Source organism: uncultured Chryseobacterium sp. (assembly GCF_913776365.1).
In the GTDB taxonomy this organism is placed as follows: Bacteria; Bacteroidota; Bacteroidia; order Flavobacteriales; family Weeksellaceae; genus Chryseobacterium.
This window is the reverse complement of record NZ_CAJYMO010000103.1, coordinates 1-15,612: the sequence shown is the minus strand read 5'-3', so window position 1 is coordinate 15,612 and position 15,612 is coordinate 1. Positions and strand designations below refer to the sequence as shown.

10 protein-coding genes are annotated in these 15,612 nt (G+C 45.2%); 3 read left to right on the top strand and 7 right to left on the bottom strand.

The annotated features are described in order from the left end of the window. Window positions 1-508: 508 nt before the first annotated feature. Window positions 509-1,339: an MBL fold metallo-hydrolase gene (locus QZ735_RS05105; RefSeq protein ID WP_294245098.1), complete on the top strand. Its 831-nt coding sequence runs from the start codon at window positions 509-511 to the stop codon at window positions 1,337-1,339. 402 nt (window positions 1,340-1,741) lie between these two features. Here the strand turns inward: QZ735_RS05105 and QZ735_RS05100 are convergent, their stop codons facing one another. The 4 genes from QZ735_RS05100 to QZ735_RS05085 all read right to left on the bottom strand — a co-directional run bounded on the left by QZ735_RS05100 (window position 1,742) and on the right by QZ735_RS05085 (window position 10,311). After that, entirely contained in the window at window positions 1,742-2,653 is a 912-nt protein-coding gene (locus QZ735_RS05100; protein WP_294245097.1) for an EamA family transporter, read from the bottom strand. Window positions 2,654-3,463: 810 nt separating this feature from the next. Then, window positions 3,464-5,491, bottom strand: coding sequence for a M13 family metallopeptidase (locus tag QZ735_RS05095; RefSeq protein ID WP_294245095.1), 2,028 nt, complete (start codon window positions 5,489-5,491; stop codon window positions 3,464-3,466). A gap of 83 nt (window positions 5,492-5,574) precedes the next feature. Further along, window positions 5,575-8,973, bottom strand: coding sequence for a polysaccharide deacetylase family protein (locus QZ735_RS05090; RefSeq protein WP_294245093.1), 3,399 nt, complete (start codon window positions 8,971-8,973; stop codon window positions 5,575-5,577). 87 nt (window positions 8,974-9,060) lie between these two features. Continuing rightward, window positions 9,061-10,311: a CinA family nicotinamide mononucleotide deamidase-related protein gene (locus tag QZ735_RS05085; RefSeq protein ID WP_294245091.1), complete on the bottom strand. Its 1,251-nt coding sequence runs from the start codon at window positions 10,309-10,311 to the stop codon at window positions 9,061-9,063. Between the two features lie 223 nt (window positions 10,312-10,534). Here QZ735_RS05085 and QZ735_RS05080 point away from each other — a divergent pair, with 223 nt between their 5' ends. After that, the gene (locus tag QZ735_RS05080) at window positions 10,535-11,011 is read left to right on the top strand and encodes a hypothetical protein (RefSeq protein WP_294245089.1); all 477 of its coding nucleotides are present in this window, start codon (window positions 10,535-10,537) and stop codon (window positions 11,009-11,011) included. Window positions 11,012-11,070: 59 nt separating this feature from the next. Here QZ735_RS05080 and QZ735_RS05075 read toward each other — a convergent pair whose 3' ends face one another. The 3 genes from QZ735_RS05075 to QZ735_RS05065 all read right to left on the bottom strand — a co-directional run bounded on the left by QZ735_RS05075 (window position 11,071) and on the right by QZ735_RS05065 (window position 14,422). Continuing rightward, window positions 11,071-11,613, bottom strand: coding sequence for a lipocalin family protein (locus QZ735_RS05075; RefSeq protein ID WP_294245102.1), 543 nt, complete (start codon window positions 11,611-11,613; stop codon window positions 11,071-11,073). A gap of 255 nt (window positions 11,614-11,868) precedes the next feature. Continuing rightward, complete coding sequence (locus QZ735_RS05070; RefSeq protein WP_294245084.1) at window positions 11,869-12,603, bottom strand: LytTR family DNA-binding domain-containing protein; 735 nt, start codon at window positions 12,601-12,603, stop codon at window positions 11,869-11,871. 34 nt (window positions 12,604-12,637) lie between these two features. Then, a complete protein-coding gene (locus QZ735_RS05065) occupies window positions 12,638-14,422 on the bottom strand; it encodes a histidine kinase (protein WP_294245082.1) in 1,785 nt (594 codons plus the stop codon). Between the two features lie 125 nt (window positions 14,423-14,547). Here QZ735_RS05065 and QZ735_RS05060 point away from each other — a divergent pair, with 125 nt between their 5' ends. After that, window positions 14,548-15,516 carry an SIMPL domain-containing protein gene (locus QZ735_RS05060; RefSeq protein WP_294245079.1) on the top strand — a complete coding sequence of 323 codons (969 nt, stop codon included), beginning with the start codon at window positions 14,548-14,550 and terminating at the stop codon, window positions 15,514-15,516. Window positions 15,517-15,612 lie beyond the last annotated feature (96 nt).

The window sequence follows — 15,612 nt, the reverse complement described above, 5'->3', positions numbered from 1 at the left end:
CCAGAGGACTTCCTGGGCAGAAGTACTGAGGATGGCGCCTAAGAAAAAGGCACCGGCATAGAATTTTTTCATTCCTTATGTATCTGAGTTATAATTATTAGGTTTTAACGGCGCGAAGATATTCTTTTTACTTCACCCCGGAAAGAGATAATCCGTTATTTCACATTTATGTTACTTTGTTTTTATGTTCCTGGGCAAATGTAGATCGCTCATGCGACAAAACTTGTCGTGTTTTATTTTAATTGAAAATGATCTGTTCAGAAAGAATTATCAGTTTTGAAATACCACTTCTTATCAGTAAGAAAGGCCTGCCATTATGATATATTTGTTTTCCAATCTTATATGACGGCAAGAACAGTTCAAAAACCGCGTTTCAGGTATGGTTTTTGTCCGAAAGATGTATATACTGCTTATCTTAAAGTTTGTAAGTACTTTTTTGGTATACAGCAGCCTGAATGCATACTACTTCAATTAGAGATAAAATGATATAAACCATAAAAATAGTATTATGAAGCAGAGTGATGACAACAGGATGATTCCGATGACTTCGTTTTCAAGCGGAAACGGTACATCGGTGACAGATGACGTGTATTATTATACCAACCAGATCGTCAATGTGGTTATGCTGGGAAATCCCGGTGAAGATTGGTTTTTAATAGACTGCGGAATGCCGGAATGCGGGGAGGAAATTATTGCTGTTGCTGAAGACCGCTTCGGCAAAGACATACCACCGGCAGCCATATTCCTGAGCCACGGCCATTTTGACCATGTCGGCGGAATAGTAAAGATGCTGGAAAAATGGGATGTACCGGTATATGCCCATCCGCTGGAAATTCCCTTTCTTACCGGAAAACAGGAATATCCTGAGCCCGACACTTCTGTTGAAGGCGGCCTGCTGGCCAAACTGTCTTTTATCTATCCGCACAAGCCCATAGATATTTCCGGACATGTATCTGAATATCCGGAGAACGGCCAATTACCGGGCCTCAGCGAATGGCACTGGATCCATGCGCCCGGACATTCTCCCGGCCAGGTGGTTTTCTTCCGTGAGAAAGACCGCATCCTGATCTCAGCCGATGCTTTTATAACGGTAAGGCAGGACTCATTTTATAAAGTCCTGATTCAGAAGTGTGAAGTACAGGGCCCTCCCCGGTACCTGACTACAGATTGGGCCGCCGCCGGGGATACCGTAGCCAGGCTGAGAAATTTATCCCCATCTGTCGTTATTTCAGGACACGGGCAATACATGGAAGGTGAGGAACTGAGACTTGGTCTGAATAAGCTTGCCGACGATTTTAATACACTGGCTGTGCCTTCACACGGACGGTTTGTAAAGTAGGTGCCGATACTGTCTCCTGTTGAACTGTAAAAACTTTTGGATTTTTCTAATATATCACGGTATTCCTAAATATAGTTTTTACTCATATTGTCATCATGATAACAATAAATGACCTTTTAAAAGTCTATTTCTAATATACTTTTTTATTATCTGGCACTTTGTGGTACCCTTCTCATATGTCATGAGATAAGGATCGAAATGATCTGATGCATCCCAGCAGGATCAGATAAAAAGAGGATAAAGGTATGAATACAATAAAATAAGGTATTGCGAAATATACTCTGGAAATCCCATAATTCCCGGTTTATGACAGAAAACTGTATGACTATTAAAAAGAGAGAGAAACGAATCTGGACATATAAGCAGTAGCCGCAGGATAGAAATGCCAGAAAGGTAATTGCCCTAATCCGTCGCAGAAGTGCTTTGTTTTATTTTTGATGGAACAATTTCTTCTGCATTAAAAATGAGCACGGCTGAAAATATAATGGAATAAGCGACAATCTGTACCCATTCAAGCTTTTCATGATAAACGGCTCCGGCGAGGATAAAGGCAATAATGGGATTGATATTCAGAATCATCCCAACCTTGGAGGAAGCGATACCCGACAGTGCATACAGGTTTAGAAGCAAAGGGATAATGGTATAAAGCACAGCAATGATTTCAATGAATACATAAAATCTGATTTCCGTAGGAACCGCACCGGAATAAGCCGGAAAAAAGGGCAATAAAATAAGGGAAGACAGGACGATATGAACGGTAAGCACCAGAAATTTATCAAAGTTCTTGTTGATGCTCTGGACAATCAGGTAGCCGGCATAGGTAAGCCCGATCAGGCTGCTGTACAGCATATTGATAAGATCAGCGTACGACAGTAAAATACATCCCAATGCACTCAGCGCCACAGACAGCCATTGCAGCTTATTGAGCCTTTCGCGAAGGATGAAGAAAGCCAGGATGGTGGTAATGATGGGACATACCAGGTAAGCCACGGAGGTAGCCCTTACACTGATATGGTTCATGACATAAATAAAGGAGAACCAGTTGGCCGTCAGCAACACGCTGCTCAGCACATTCAGTGCGATACTCTGCTGCCGGGCTTTCCGGGGCATGCTTGTAAAGAGATCCAGATTTTCCTTCAGCTTTTTTCTCCTTAATACAACTGAAATCAGTGACATGATGACGGCACAGCTGAAGACCCTGTAAAAAAGAATATCGAGTGAGGAATAATCATGCAGGGGTTTCAACACGAGGCTGAAAGTCCCCCAAATAGCAAAAGCAATGATGGCAGCAAGGTAGTAGCGTAACGGTTTCAAGTAAAATCCCGGTTTATTGGTTATTCTAAAAGTACTGCAAAGATAGGCATAATTGCCGAAGCCGTGGGAACGCACCGTTTTTAAATGATGTCATGTCACCTTTAATTATGCATGCTCAGAATTTCTTTGATTATAAAGTGAAATCGGAGTGGTAACCGGACTAAAAAACCGGAAGAAGAAAGCCGGAAGTTGCTTTTGCCAAAATAACGGTCAGAAGCCTTCCCGGGAAGGTGATCATATTACCTGGTTTAAAGAGTCATCTGCTTTAAATCCCTAATCATCTTCCTGCTTTTCATTTCATATGAAGGATTAAAAACAGATAAATAGCATCGGATTCATGTTAACTTACAACTCATCACTTACCGCCCATCACTCAGATCAGGAGCTGATTCCCGCTATCCGCTCATACTCCTCGCGCCTGGGCTCTCCGATGCAGGCCAACGCCAAACCCCTGCAGGCTCTAACCTTCCGGCACCGCTGTGGGGTAACCGCTGCTATCGGGGCTAGGCAGCGGGATTCCTTATGTTCAGGTACACAAGATACATGACGCGGACAAGGATTTCATAAAAATGTAAACCCGAAGCAGAAATCGTATGAACAGGCAAGCCGGAGACGGGAAGCTTCTCTTGTTAACAGTAGGATCAAAAGTTATTAATCAAACCGTTGAATGCGAACATGAGTCCGGTGTAAGCACACTATTCAAATATCAATTCAATCCCTTATCAACTATAAAACTTTCTGCAGAACCGGTAATACCCAAAAGAAAAACCGCTCATTGCTGAACGGTTTTTTATGGTCTTGGATGTAATATTACCAGATTTTAATTCTCTCTTCCGGTTTTTTGTACAGCTTATCGCCTTCTTTCACGTCGAAAGCTTTATAGAAAGCATCTACATTGATCAGAGGACCGAAACTTCTGAAGTAGCCCGGAGAATGCGGGTCGGTCTTCACTTGGTTGATCATGTATTTCTCACTGGATAAGGTTCTCCATACGGTTGCCCAGCTCAGGAAGAAACGCTGATCCTGGGTATATCCGCTGATCGGTCCCGGGTTGCCTTTGTCTTTCAGGTACATCTGCAGGGCATCGTAAGCGATGTTAACGCCTCCCAGGTCTGCAATGTTTTCACCGTTGGTAAAGGTTCCGTTAACGAAAGTTCCTTTTACCGGCTCGTATTTGTCATATTGGGAAGCCAGTGCTTTCGTTGCTTTTTCAAAGTTGGCTTTGTCTTCCGGTGTCCACCAGTCTACCAGGTTTCCGTCTGCATCGAACTGGGCGCCTGAATCATCGAATCCATGGCTCATTTCGTGTCCGATTACCGCACCGATTCCTCCGAAGTTCACGGCAGCGTCCGCCTTAGGATTAAAGAAGGGCGGCTGAAGGATAGCGGCAGGGAAAACGATTTCGTTATTTACCGGGTTGTAGTAGGCATTCACGGTCTGCGGCGTCATTCCCCATTCGGTTTTGTCTACCGGTTTACCGATTTTGGCCAGGTCTTTATTGTATTGCCATTCTGTAATATTCTGCAGGTTGCCGTACAGGTTTCCGCCTTTGGACTCAGGAGTAATGGTCAGCTTGGAATAGTCTTTCCACTTATCCGGATAGGCAACCTTTACGGTAAACTTGTTCAGCTTCTGCATGGCTTTTTCCTTTGTGGTAGCCGACATCCAGGTCAGTCCGTTGATGTGAACCGCAAAACTTTTCTTCAGGTAGTCGATGAGTTCCACCATCTGGGCTTTGGCTTCAGCCGGGAAATATTTGTCCACATACAGTTTTCCGAAGGCTTCTCCCAGACTTCCGTTAATCAGCTCATAGCCTCTTTTGTTCAGTGCTCTCTGCTCCTGCTGCCCTCTCAGGTATTTTCCGTAGAAAGCAAACCTCATGTCTCCCAGCTTTTCGCTCAGGTAGGACGCACTGCCGTTGATCATGTGGAATTTAAGGTAATCCTTGATCACAGGAAGGTTCTTTGTGCTGATGATCTGGTCAAGGTTCTTATAATATCCCAGTTCCCCGATAATCACTTTGTCGGTGGTTACGCCTACCTCTTTCAGGTAGCCCGGAAGATTCACATTTTTTACCAGCTTGGAAAGCTCGGCCATGGTTTCAGGGTTATACTGAAGGGTATTGTCGCGGCTCTGTTCGTTGGTCAGATATGTTTTGGCAATACTTTTTTCGTAATCTACAATTCCTTTGGCAGCAGCATCCGCGTTTTTATAGCCCAGCTCTTTCAGCATGGAAGCCACATACTTCGTGTATTCTGCCAGGGCTTCGGTATTTTTTTCGTTTACTTTCTGGTAATAATCCCTTCCCAGTCCCAGGGAAGCATTTCCCAGGTAGACCGCATTCATTTTAGAATCTTTCAGGTCTGCATCCACGCCCCAGCCGTAGAATACGTTGTCGCCTTCTCTGGTTACGGAAGTCAGATAGTTCTGAAGGTCGGTCAGGTTTTTAATAGCATCGATCTTATTCAGATTAGCCTGTATCGGTTTGATCCCGTCCGCATTTCTCTTCTGCATGTTCATATAAGTGGCATACAGGTCCTGGATTTTCTTTCCTTCGGTTCCGTCTGCAAATTTGTCTTTCAGCAGGGAATTCAGGATGGTCATCGAATTGTTGTCGGTATCGTCAGCCAGCTTGTTGAAACTTCCCCAAGTCGGCTTGTCAGAAGGGATTTTGGCTGTTTTCATCCAGCTTCCGCTTACATAGCTGTAGAAGTCATCCTGTGGGCGGACGGATTTATCCATCAGGCTTGTATCCAGTCCTTTATCAGCAGTCTGCGCATTCACGGTCTGTGAACAGATCCCTGCCAGTAAAAACAGGGACAGCGTTAATTTTTTCATTCGGATTAAAATTACAATTTATACGATAAGTATCGTTTATTAAAAATTTGTTACGTTTTATCGCTGCTAAATTTACATAAATATTAGTTTACGGCAATTTCTTTTACATTTCCGGTCCGTTTCAGGAATCCCCACGACTGGATTTCGCCTTTCAGGGCCCTTCTCAGGCTCCGGAACAGCACAATGTACATCAGCCAGCGGTAGCCGAACCGCTGTGGAATGATGTACAGGATATGGGTGAGTTTTTCCTTTTGCATAATGAAGGCCAGCAGTGCCAGCGAAGCGTCCACCAGAAGGAAAAGCAGGTAATACCCGAATATTTTCCCGCCGTTTCCGGACAGGATCCCCAGCAGCATAATGACATCTGCCAACGGTGAAAAGAACGGGATGATGTACTGGAACAGCAGGATGTTAGGCATGGCCCATAGCCCCAGCCCTTTGTAATCGGGGTTCAGGAAAGCCTGTTTCTGTTTCCAGAACATCTGCATAATCCCGTAAGTCCAGCGGAACCGCTGCTTCAGGAACTGCGGTACGCTTTCCGGGGCTTCGGTAACGGCAACGGCACGGTTTTCATTAGCAACGGTATATCCTTGTTTCAGGATCTTTACCGTCAAATCACAGTCTTCAGCCAGCGTGTCCGAAGAATAGCCTCCTACTTCCTCAACCACCGCCTTCCTGAATGCCCCGATTGCTCCCGGAATCACCGTAATGGCATTGATGCGGGCATAGGCCAGCCTGTCGAAATTCTGGCTCGTAATGTATTCTATCGACTGCCAGCGCGTCAGCCAGTTCACCGGGTTTCCTACTTTTACGTTTCCTGCCACGGCAGCTATCTTCTCTTCGGGCTTTGCATTGAGAAACCTGGCCATCAGATATTTTACGGCATCTTTGTCAAGCTTTGTATCGGCATCAATGCATACGACATAGGCTGCATCGGTCCGGGAAATCCCGAAATTAAGCGCCGTTGCCTTACCGCCGTTCGGCTTGGTATATATTTTCAGTTTCGGATGATCCCCGAAAGCTGCTACCGCTTTTTCATACGTTGAATCTTTGCTTCCATCGTCCACCATAATGATGTTAAAGTCCGGATAGGTCTGCTTCAGCAGGTTATGTAGTGAAGAAACAATATTCACCTCTTCATTGTAAGCCGGCACGATAACGGAGACCTTGGGATAGTGGTCCAGCACAGGAAATCCTCCCAGCGCCTTTTCTCTTTTTCTTTCTCTGAATGCCCAGTACATCATGATCAGCAGCCTGATGATCCCCAATGTAATAAAGATAATGAAAAGCGCTACCAGGAAATGGCTGATCCCGTAGATCACGGTAGCCAGAACCAGGTTCAGCTGCATGATGTAATAGGCTTTGGTTTTGGGTACTTCCGGCATCAGCTCGCTCCTGTTTTTGTGGAGAATGGCAGTAAGGTTGGTGAAATGATAGCCTTGTTTCTGCAGTTCCGGGATCAGGATCTTCAGTGCTTTTACCGTTTCCTCGCGGGTTTCCCCGCCGGCATCGTGAAGCAGGATGATGTTTCCCCGTTCCTGCCGGATGCCCGACAATACCCGTTTTACGATTTCATCCGCCTTAATACCGGGCTGCCAGTCTTCCGGGTCTATATTTTCGCCGATGTCCAGGTAATTCTGTTTTCTTGCCAGGGCTACCGGAATGATTTCTTCCGAAGTGGTAGGCTCGGAATCGGCATTATAGGGCGCCCGGAAAAGGATCGTGCTGTGCCCGGTGACACACTCAATCAGCAGGCGGGTAAGCTTCATCTCCAGCAGCGCCCTTTCAGGACTCACTTTGGCTACGTTCTCATGGGTAAAGGTATGGTTGCCGATCTCATGGCCTTCGCGGTAAATCCTTTTGACCAGCGGAAGGTTTTTTTCAGCATTCAGCCCTACCAGGAAAAAGGCAGCCGGAACATGGTATTTCGAGAGCACATCCAGCACCTGAGGCGTATACGTTTCATCCGGGCCGTCATCGAAGGTGAGCACCAGTTCTTTCTGGGGAGCAGCGCCGTATTTTTTTACCTCATAGGAACTGGGATAAGCAATATAGTTTTCATCGGTAATGATTTTTTCCTTCGGATCGATTTCCAGCGCCAGTTTTCCGTCGTGAGGCGTGTTCAGTACATCCAGCACTTCACCGTCCCCGATGTAATCTACCATGGTCTGCCCTTTCACCTGTTCCAGGCTGTGGATATTGAATGCCGAAAGCCCTGCTGAGGTCAGGTCTTTATCATAAAAGTTCCAGATCCTGCTGTCTTCGCTACCCAGCCGCCACAACGCCGTTCCGGCGAGGGGATATTCCGAAGAAAACCTCATCGTATTAAAAACGGAAGCGGCATCATTAAAAAAAACCGTATGGGTATGGTTCCCGGAATCGGTGTAGGAATAATTGAGGTTGAATGTATTGTCGTCAAAATTGATCTTTGCCCTGCTTGCGCTGGCCTTGGTAATGGCCTGCATGTAGGTAACTGAAGTATTGTCGGCCGTATTGCTGCTCCAGTCGTAACCATACGCCCCCAGACCGAGGATGATTTTGCCGGGTGAAGTCTTTTTCAGGATCTTTCCCGTCTGTGCTTCTATCCATTTCTGTGAAGAAACGGGTCCGGCGTCGCTGTCTGCAGCATATTCGTCATATGCCATCAGCACAAAATAATCGACAAAGGGATCGAGCTTCTGAATGTTGTAATCATCATTATCGGTCATAATATCCATCGTCACCAGCAGCCTGTTCTTTTTGAAGGCAGCGGAGAGCTCGCTCATAAAACGGATCAGGTATTCGTCCGAATCCAGGTTCATATCTTCAAAATCGATATTGATTCCCTTAAAATTATTTTTAAGGCACTGCCGGGTAAGCTGCTGGATGAGTTGGGTTCTCCGAGCAGGATCTCCCAGTACTTTCGCTAGGCTTTCCGACCGGAATTCCTGCTGGTAGTTGTTGCTGAGGATCGGCATGGCAGCGACTCCCGTTCTTCTGATGATTTTATAGCCTTCCTTGTCCACATTGGTTTTCAGGGCTCCCGTTTTGGGATCCAGAAAGAACCATTCCGGAAAAACCAGGTTGACGTGCCTGATGTTCCTTTTCAGGGACATCAGTGACTGCGGGTCCCAGGCCACATAAAATGCAGAGCGGATACCGCCGGGAAATTTGCCCCAGTTCCGGTTCTGGTTTCTGAAACGTTCTGCTTTTGCCCTGCTGATTTTAGCAAGGTTGGTATGCATGGTCTTTTCCGAAATAAAACTTCTGAAACCCTTGTATTCCTTTGAAATTTTATTTTCCTGGAGGTAAGGTCGGTTAGCCGTGATCACGGCTTTGTAGTCTTCCCTGAAAGGGATTTTCGGACTTCTGTCCAGTTTCATCATCAGTCCCAATGCAATGAACAGGATAGCCGTCACAAAGATGAAGATACGGCTTCCCCACTTTACATTCCTCCAGCGTTTTTTACTGTCGGTCTGAAAGATCTGTTTCGATTTTTCCACGATTTATATTTTTATAAAATAATTTCAAAATTCGTGAAAAAAAGTTTCGGATTTAATTAAAAAATCCTTAAAATTAACAGTTCATTTTTAAGAATTGATAAGAATTCCCACCAAATCCTGAATTATTTTCTGGGAAACAAAATACATGAAATCCATACGTTCCAGATGCGGAAGATAGAGTTTTGAAGTAACTGAATTTTCGCCTGTCCTGATGCTGTAGAAAACCGTACCTACGTCTTTGCCGTCCGCTCCTTTTCCCGGTCCGGCCACACCGGTGGTGGATAAAGCAATATCGGTACTGAACAGGCGCATGCAGCCTTCCGCCATCTCGGAAGCCACCTGTTCGCTGACCACTGTGAATTCCTCAACAGTCTCCTTGCGCACTTTCAGGATCTCTACTTTCTTCTCTGTAGCATAAGGTACAATTCCTCCTGAAAAATAAGCTGAACTTCCGGAGGCAGAGATGATCATCCTGGCCAGCTCCCCACCGGTACAGCTTTCTGCAGTGGAGACGGTAAGTTTTCTTTCAGAGAGGATTTCACCCAGGATCTTTTCAATCCTGTCTTCATGCGTTGCAATCACATGGCCCTCAATCAAAGGAAGCAGCTTCCGGATTTCCTCTTCCAGCTGCTCTTGGAGAACCGCCCCGCTTTCTCCGGATGCCGTAAGCCTCAGCTTGACCCGTGTACCCACAGGCAGATAAGACAACGCCATATGCTCCGGCAGGGCCAGTTCCCATTCTTCAATGGTGTCGGCCAGGATGCTTTCAGGGATTCCCACCACAGAAACTACCCGCGTGCAGATATACTGAAGGCTGAAAACCGACTGCAGGTAAGGAACAATCTGGTCTTTGATCAGGGGCTTTACTTCATACGGTACACCCGGCAGGCTGAACAGGAGTTTGCCGTCCTGCTCCATCATCATGCAGGGAGCAGTTCCGTTATGGTTTTGGAATATTTTTGACCGTCTGGGTACGAAAGCCTGTTCGCGGTTCCGTTCCAGGATTTCCAGTCGTCCGCGTCTTTCCATATAAGCCTTAAGGTGCTGAAAGGTTTCCTCATCCAGTGCAATCTCGTCATTGAAAAATGCGGCGATGGCTTTTTTGGTTTTGTCATCGCGGGTCGGGCCGAGGCCGCCGGTAGTAATGATCAGGTCCCCCTTTTCAAAAGCAACCTGCAGGGTCTGCCGGATGGTTTCAATATCATCAGAGATCGTAAGGATCTGTACCACTTTGATTCCGATGTTTTTAAGTTCGGCAGCAATAAAATTGGAATTGGTATCTACGGTATTCCCGGAAAGGATTTCATCACCAATGGTAATGAGAACGGCATTTTTCATAGATCAAATTTCGGAAAAAATTCCTTTGGTTCCACTGAAAATATAAAGCTGACTTCGATTTAAATAACTGATGCAGCAACCGGAACCGGTGCTGCATACGGATATTGAAAATTGTAAACTTACGTTATTATGCCTTAAACTCCCATTCCGGGAATCCAAGAAGCCGGATGATTGATTTGTTTTTTATATTTTTGGGCCTGATTATTTAAGCAATACACTCATTATGTCAAAATATGACGATGCCTCATGGCATTACGGAGGCGATTTTCCGGAAGGGCTTCCTGAAAAAAACGGGGCTACCCATACAGGAATGTTCCTGAACTGGTGCATTCAGAAAGATTTTATTTCCGGTGGACTGAAAGAAGATACTGCTGAAGAAATTGAAAAAGTAAAAAGAAGGGAAATGACCGGGGCGGAATTCGTCATGGAAGTACTGGACGGTAAGTTTTCCGAAGAAGACCTCAATGATTTCGGCAACAGCTTTGCCCGTGACTATTATAAAGATGATACGGAATTCGGGAACCGCTTCAGTTCTTTTGCCGATGATTACGTTAATCTTTTCGACACCAAGGCGGAACAGAACGATTATGAATACGAGACGTTCTATCACATCGAAGACACCTTCGAGAACTATGACCTCATGAAGCAGATGATCGACTACCGTTTCGAAGAATGGAAAGAGTACAGCAACCTTAATTGATGTTGGGTTGCCATCCCGTCAGGCTTAAAACCCTGACAGGATTAATAAGGGAGTTCCATTTACCGGTCGTGCTTTACCCAGATCAGCTCATCCGTCTGATACCCCAGGTTTTTGGCTTTTTCCAGGAAACGCTGCCTGATGCTTTCAGGGATTTCCTTTTCACGCGAAAGGATCCAGATGTATTTCAGGCTGTTTCCCACGACCAGTGCATACCGATAGTTATCATCGATATCGATTACATTATAACCTGCCCAGAACGGTTTGAAAAAGGAAACTTTCAGGCGGGCCTCCGTAGGTTTATTTACAAAACGTGCCTCCCCTGCTGATTCCTTCCACTCCTTTTTGACGTAATTATAGCCTCTGTTGACCACTTTTATGGTTCCGTCTTCATTTTTGGAATAGCTGGCCGTCACGTTATCCATATCTTTCTCAAATTTATAGTCAAAACGTGCGATTTCATACCATTTTCCCATGTACCGGTCTGCCTTGAAATCCTGTACGGCTGTGGCCCCTTTGGGGATCCCGACGGAACATGCATTCAGCAGCATCAGCCCCAGAATACCCAGAGAAACCGGAACGGCAATTTTCTTCAGCGTCGTCATCATACAAATATTTTATGGTACCTTACCTTCAAAAATAATGCCTGAAAAAGTAAGAAAGACAGTAACCGGTTGAATTTTCGCTGCATTCGGGTATCACCAGTTGTAATCGCATTTTTTTACCGCCGGTGGAATTTCATTTTTGGATATACGCCCGCAGGCCGGCCTGTTCAGCAGATTTTTCCAGTGATCTCCGGACAGGAATATTTCATTCAAATATGAAATCACATGTAAAGAGACGGTAAAGATTCCACAGACTTATGAAAACACTTTAAGAAAATGCTCTTTGAAACTCCCGGAGACCTCTATTTCGGTCTGATCGGAAAGGGTTACGGTTCCGCTCTTATGATAGGATTTCACAAAATTGATATTGATGACGTGGGAACGGTGCACCCGTATGAAAGGATGTTCCAGCAGGTCATCGAAATGCTTCAGGAAACGGCAGACCATCTTCTTTGAACCATCGGTGAGATAGACCTGGGTGAAATTGCCGTCAGCCTGGAGCCTGAGGATATCCTCGGTTTTTACCACGTCGAACCCCTGCAGGGTAGGAAGGATCAGCTGCTGCTTTTCGGGTTTTACCTTCAGGTTTTCGAGCAGGATCCTGTTCCGGTTCAGTTCTTCTTTTTTCTCAAGGCTTTCCGCTACTTTATTTACCGCCAGGATCAGTTCCTGGATGTCGATAGGCTTCAGGATATAATAGCTTGCCGATCTGTTGAGGGCCTGCAGCGAATATTGGGAAAAGGCCGTAATAAAAATCGTCTCGTAAGGATATTCCTGGGTGGCTTCCAGTACGTCAAACGCATTCCCGAAAGGCATTTCCACATCCAGGAAGACCAGTTGCGGCCTTGTTTCAGCAATAAGCGGAACGGCTTCTTTAATATTCTGAGCCTCACCCGACAGTTCCACCTGCGGACAATATTTGGTGAGGTAATTCCTGAGCACTTCCCTGGCAATATGTTCATCGTCTACGATGACAGCTTTGATTTTCATAATTTTCAAAATTACATTTGATCTTCAACTAAAATTAAATGGCGGTTAATTTAAACCGGATTTCTACAGAAACGCCCGGTATATCCTTATTATCAATAATACGGCACCGGATTTCCTGACGGTACAGATCATTCAGCAGCGCAATCCTTTCCAGCGTATTCTTCATCCCGCGGCCTTCCCTCATTTTCTGATGCTCCGTTTTCTGCTTCTTGCTTTCCTCGATCCCGATTCCGTTATCTTCGATAGTAATGTTCAGGTACTGCGCTTCCTTTCCAAAGGTCAGCTTCAGAAAACCCATGGAGTCCCGGTACCGCAATCCATGCCAGACGGCATTTTCCAGGAAAGGCTGAACCAGCATGCCCGGGATTTTCAGGTGCTGGGTATTCAGGCTTTCATCGATTTTGATCTCGTAATCGAACTTATCGACGAAACGGGTCTTTTCCAGGGCGAGGTAATTCCGGAGGAGATCAAGTTCCTGCTGGAACGGGATAAAATCTTCGGTGGAATTTTCCATCACCCCGCGCATCAGCCTGGAAAAACGGGTCAGGTATTGGTTGGCTTCCAGTTCATTGTTCGTAGCGATGAAGTGATTGACACTATTCAGGCTGTTGAAAATAAAATGCGGGTTCATTTCCCGGCGGAGCGACTGAAGGGCGATCTTCTTATTCCGGACCTTCACTTTCCTCAGGATTAACAGGATAAAAATCACCAGTCCGGTCAGTACAGCCAATACCCCGATCAGACTGTAATTGAAAATATTTTTCTTACGGATCAGCTCGTCCTTCAGTTCTTTTTCTTTTTCGAGCTGACTGATGCGCTGTTCGGTATCTTCCAGCACTTTTTCATCAACAAGGCTTTTATCTTTAACGACAAGCTGCGGAAGTTTCCCAAGAAAATCACGATAAAGTCTTACCGAAGCATCCGTATTTCCGGAAACATTGTAAAGACTGTCGAGTTTCTTCACACTTTTCTGCGCTTCCAAGGTATGACCTTTTTCAAGAGCAATCCTATACGACTTTTTCAGCAGGCCGATGGCTTCTTCCGGATCATTTTTCTTAATGTAGATGTCTGCCAGTTCACGGATCTGCTCAACTTCTTTTTCAGAATTTTCCTTTACGAAATCTTCTTTCAGCACTATTTTCTTCGCTTCAATGGCTTTATCAAACTTTTTGTTGTCCACATAGAAATCCGTTAATTTCTGATTGATCTCCAATGCCTGCTGCGGAGCTTCTGCCTTTGATATTTTATAAGCCCGGTTCAGGTTTTTTTCCGCTCCGGCCACATTATTCTGCTGCAAGTTTACTTCTGCCATCTGGCTGTAGCTTACGGCAAGGTCTGCCTGGTCGTTCTGTTTTTCATTCATCAGGATATTGTTTTGGATGGCTTCGGCCTTCACCTCCGGAGATGCTGCCGAGAGCCTTGCTGCATCATTTGAATTGACAGCTTTACTCTGGGAGACGCCTGTTTCCGCTGCCCTGCTGTAATTGCTGATGGCCGGTGCAATTTTATTCTGCTTTTCCTGAGACTGCGCCAGTTTGCGGCTTGTCTTTTCAATATTGGGCCGGTCGTTTAATTTTTCATAAATGGTTTTAGCCTTTGTATAATATTCTTCACTTTTGCGGAAGTTTCCGTCTTTAAAGAAGGTTTCACCGATGTTATAGTAGGAATCGGCCTGTGCGGTCTCATCGTTTTTATCGAATGCCTTTTTCAGTTTGCTGCTCTGAAACTGGACTTCATCCGCAACCCGGACCTTCTGGGCATAGAAAGCATTCCCATACATCACACAAACAAAACCTAAAAAAAGCCGGAACATTTTCATAGGACAAAGATAAGTATATATATGATCCCCGGCGCTTACCTTCACCAAGTGAACTCCAAGTTTCACCCAGTTTACAGAAATTATTTTTTTGCAGGGTTTAAGTTTGCAGCTCTAATTCAAGTCCTATGAAAAACATGTTATCTTTTGCGGCAGCAGTATGCTTCCAGCTTTACTTTTCACAAGCTTCGGGAAATGTCAACTACAGAAGCCTTTTCCAGTACAACAGCATCAACATCCTTACACCAGAACCGGTTACTAATGAAAATAGTATCAGCATAAAAGGGCTGGCCAATATAAAGGCAGACCAGTATGTTGCCCTGTTCAGTGTTACGCAGACCGGGGAAAACGCAGAGGAAGTCAACCGGTTGATAGATCAACGGATCAATGCGGCCCTGCAAGAGATCAGAATGGATAAGACCGTAAGCGTTTATGTAGATATGGTCTCTTTTGTACCGGTTTATCAGCTGAATGCCGAGAAGAAAACCTTCAGCCGGAAAACCTACAATGAAGTGCCTGCCGGATTTGAACTAAAGAAAAACATTCATCTGAAATTCAGCGATCCGTCCCGGCTGAATGATCTTATCAGCCGGTTTTCAAAAAGTGAAATATATGACCTCATACGTGTCGACTATTTTTCAACCGGCATGGAGAACATACGGAAACAGATGATGGACAAAGCGCGGATTCTGATGCAGGAAAAAGTAAAAAACATGGAAGCGGTATCGGGTGAAAGTTTTGCAATGGCGGAGAAAAATGTTACCGATGGTTACAAAACGGTCTTGCCTGTGGAGATGTACCGGTCATACGAAGCTTACAACAATTCTTCCCTATCCTTATTGAAGCCTTATGCCGAGGCAAACCAGGCAGCCAAGCCGGTAACGTCTTATTACCAGCCGGTACCGGACAAGGAATTTGATTTCGTATTGAATCCGGTGATTGATGAGCCAGTGATCCAGGTGATGTATGAGATCAGGCTTCAGATCATCCGCAAAGGAAAAGAGCAGGAAAAGAAACCGGAAGCCCTGTCCAGCCGTTATCTTCTGGTTACCCCTTCCGGCGAAGTTAAAGACCTGAGCCTGATGACAAAACCTTAACATTAGTTGAAATTCAGTTAACAGTCAATGCATTAGCATTTCCTAATTTTGCATAAAACAATACCCGATCATGAAAATCTATTTCTCCCTCCTGCT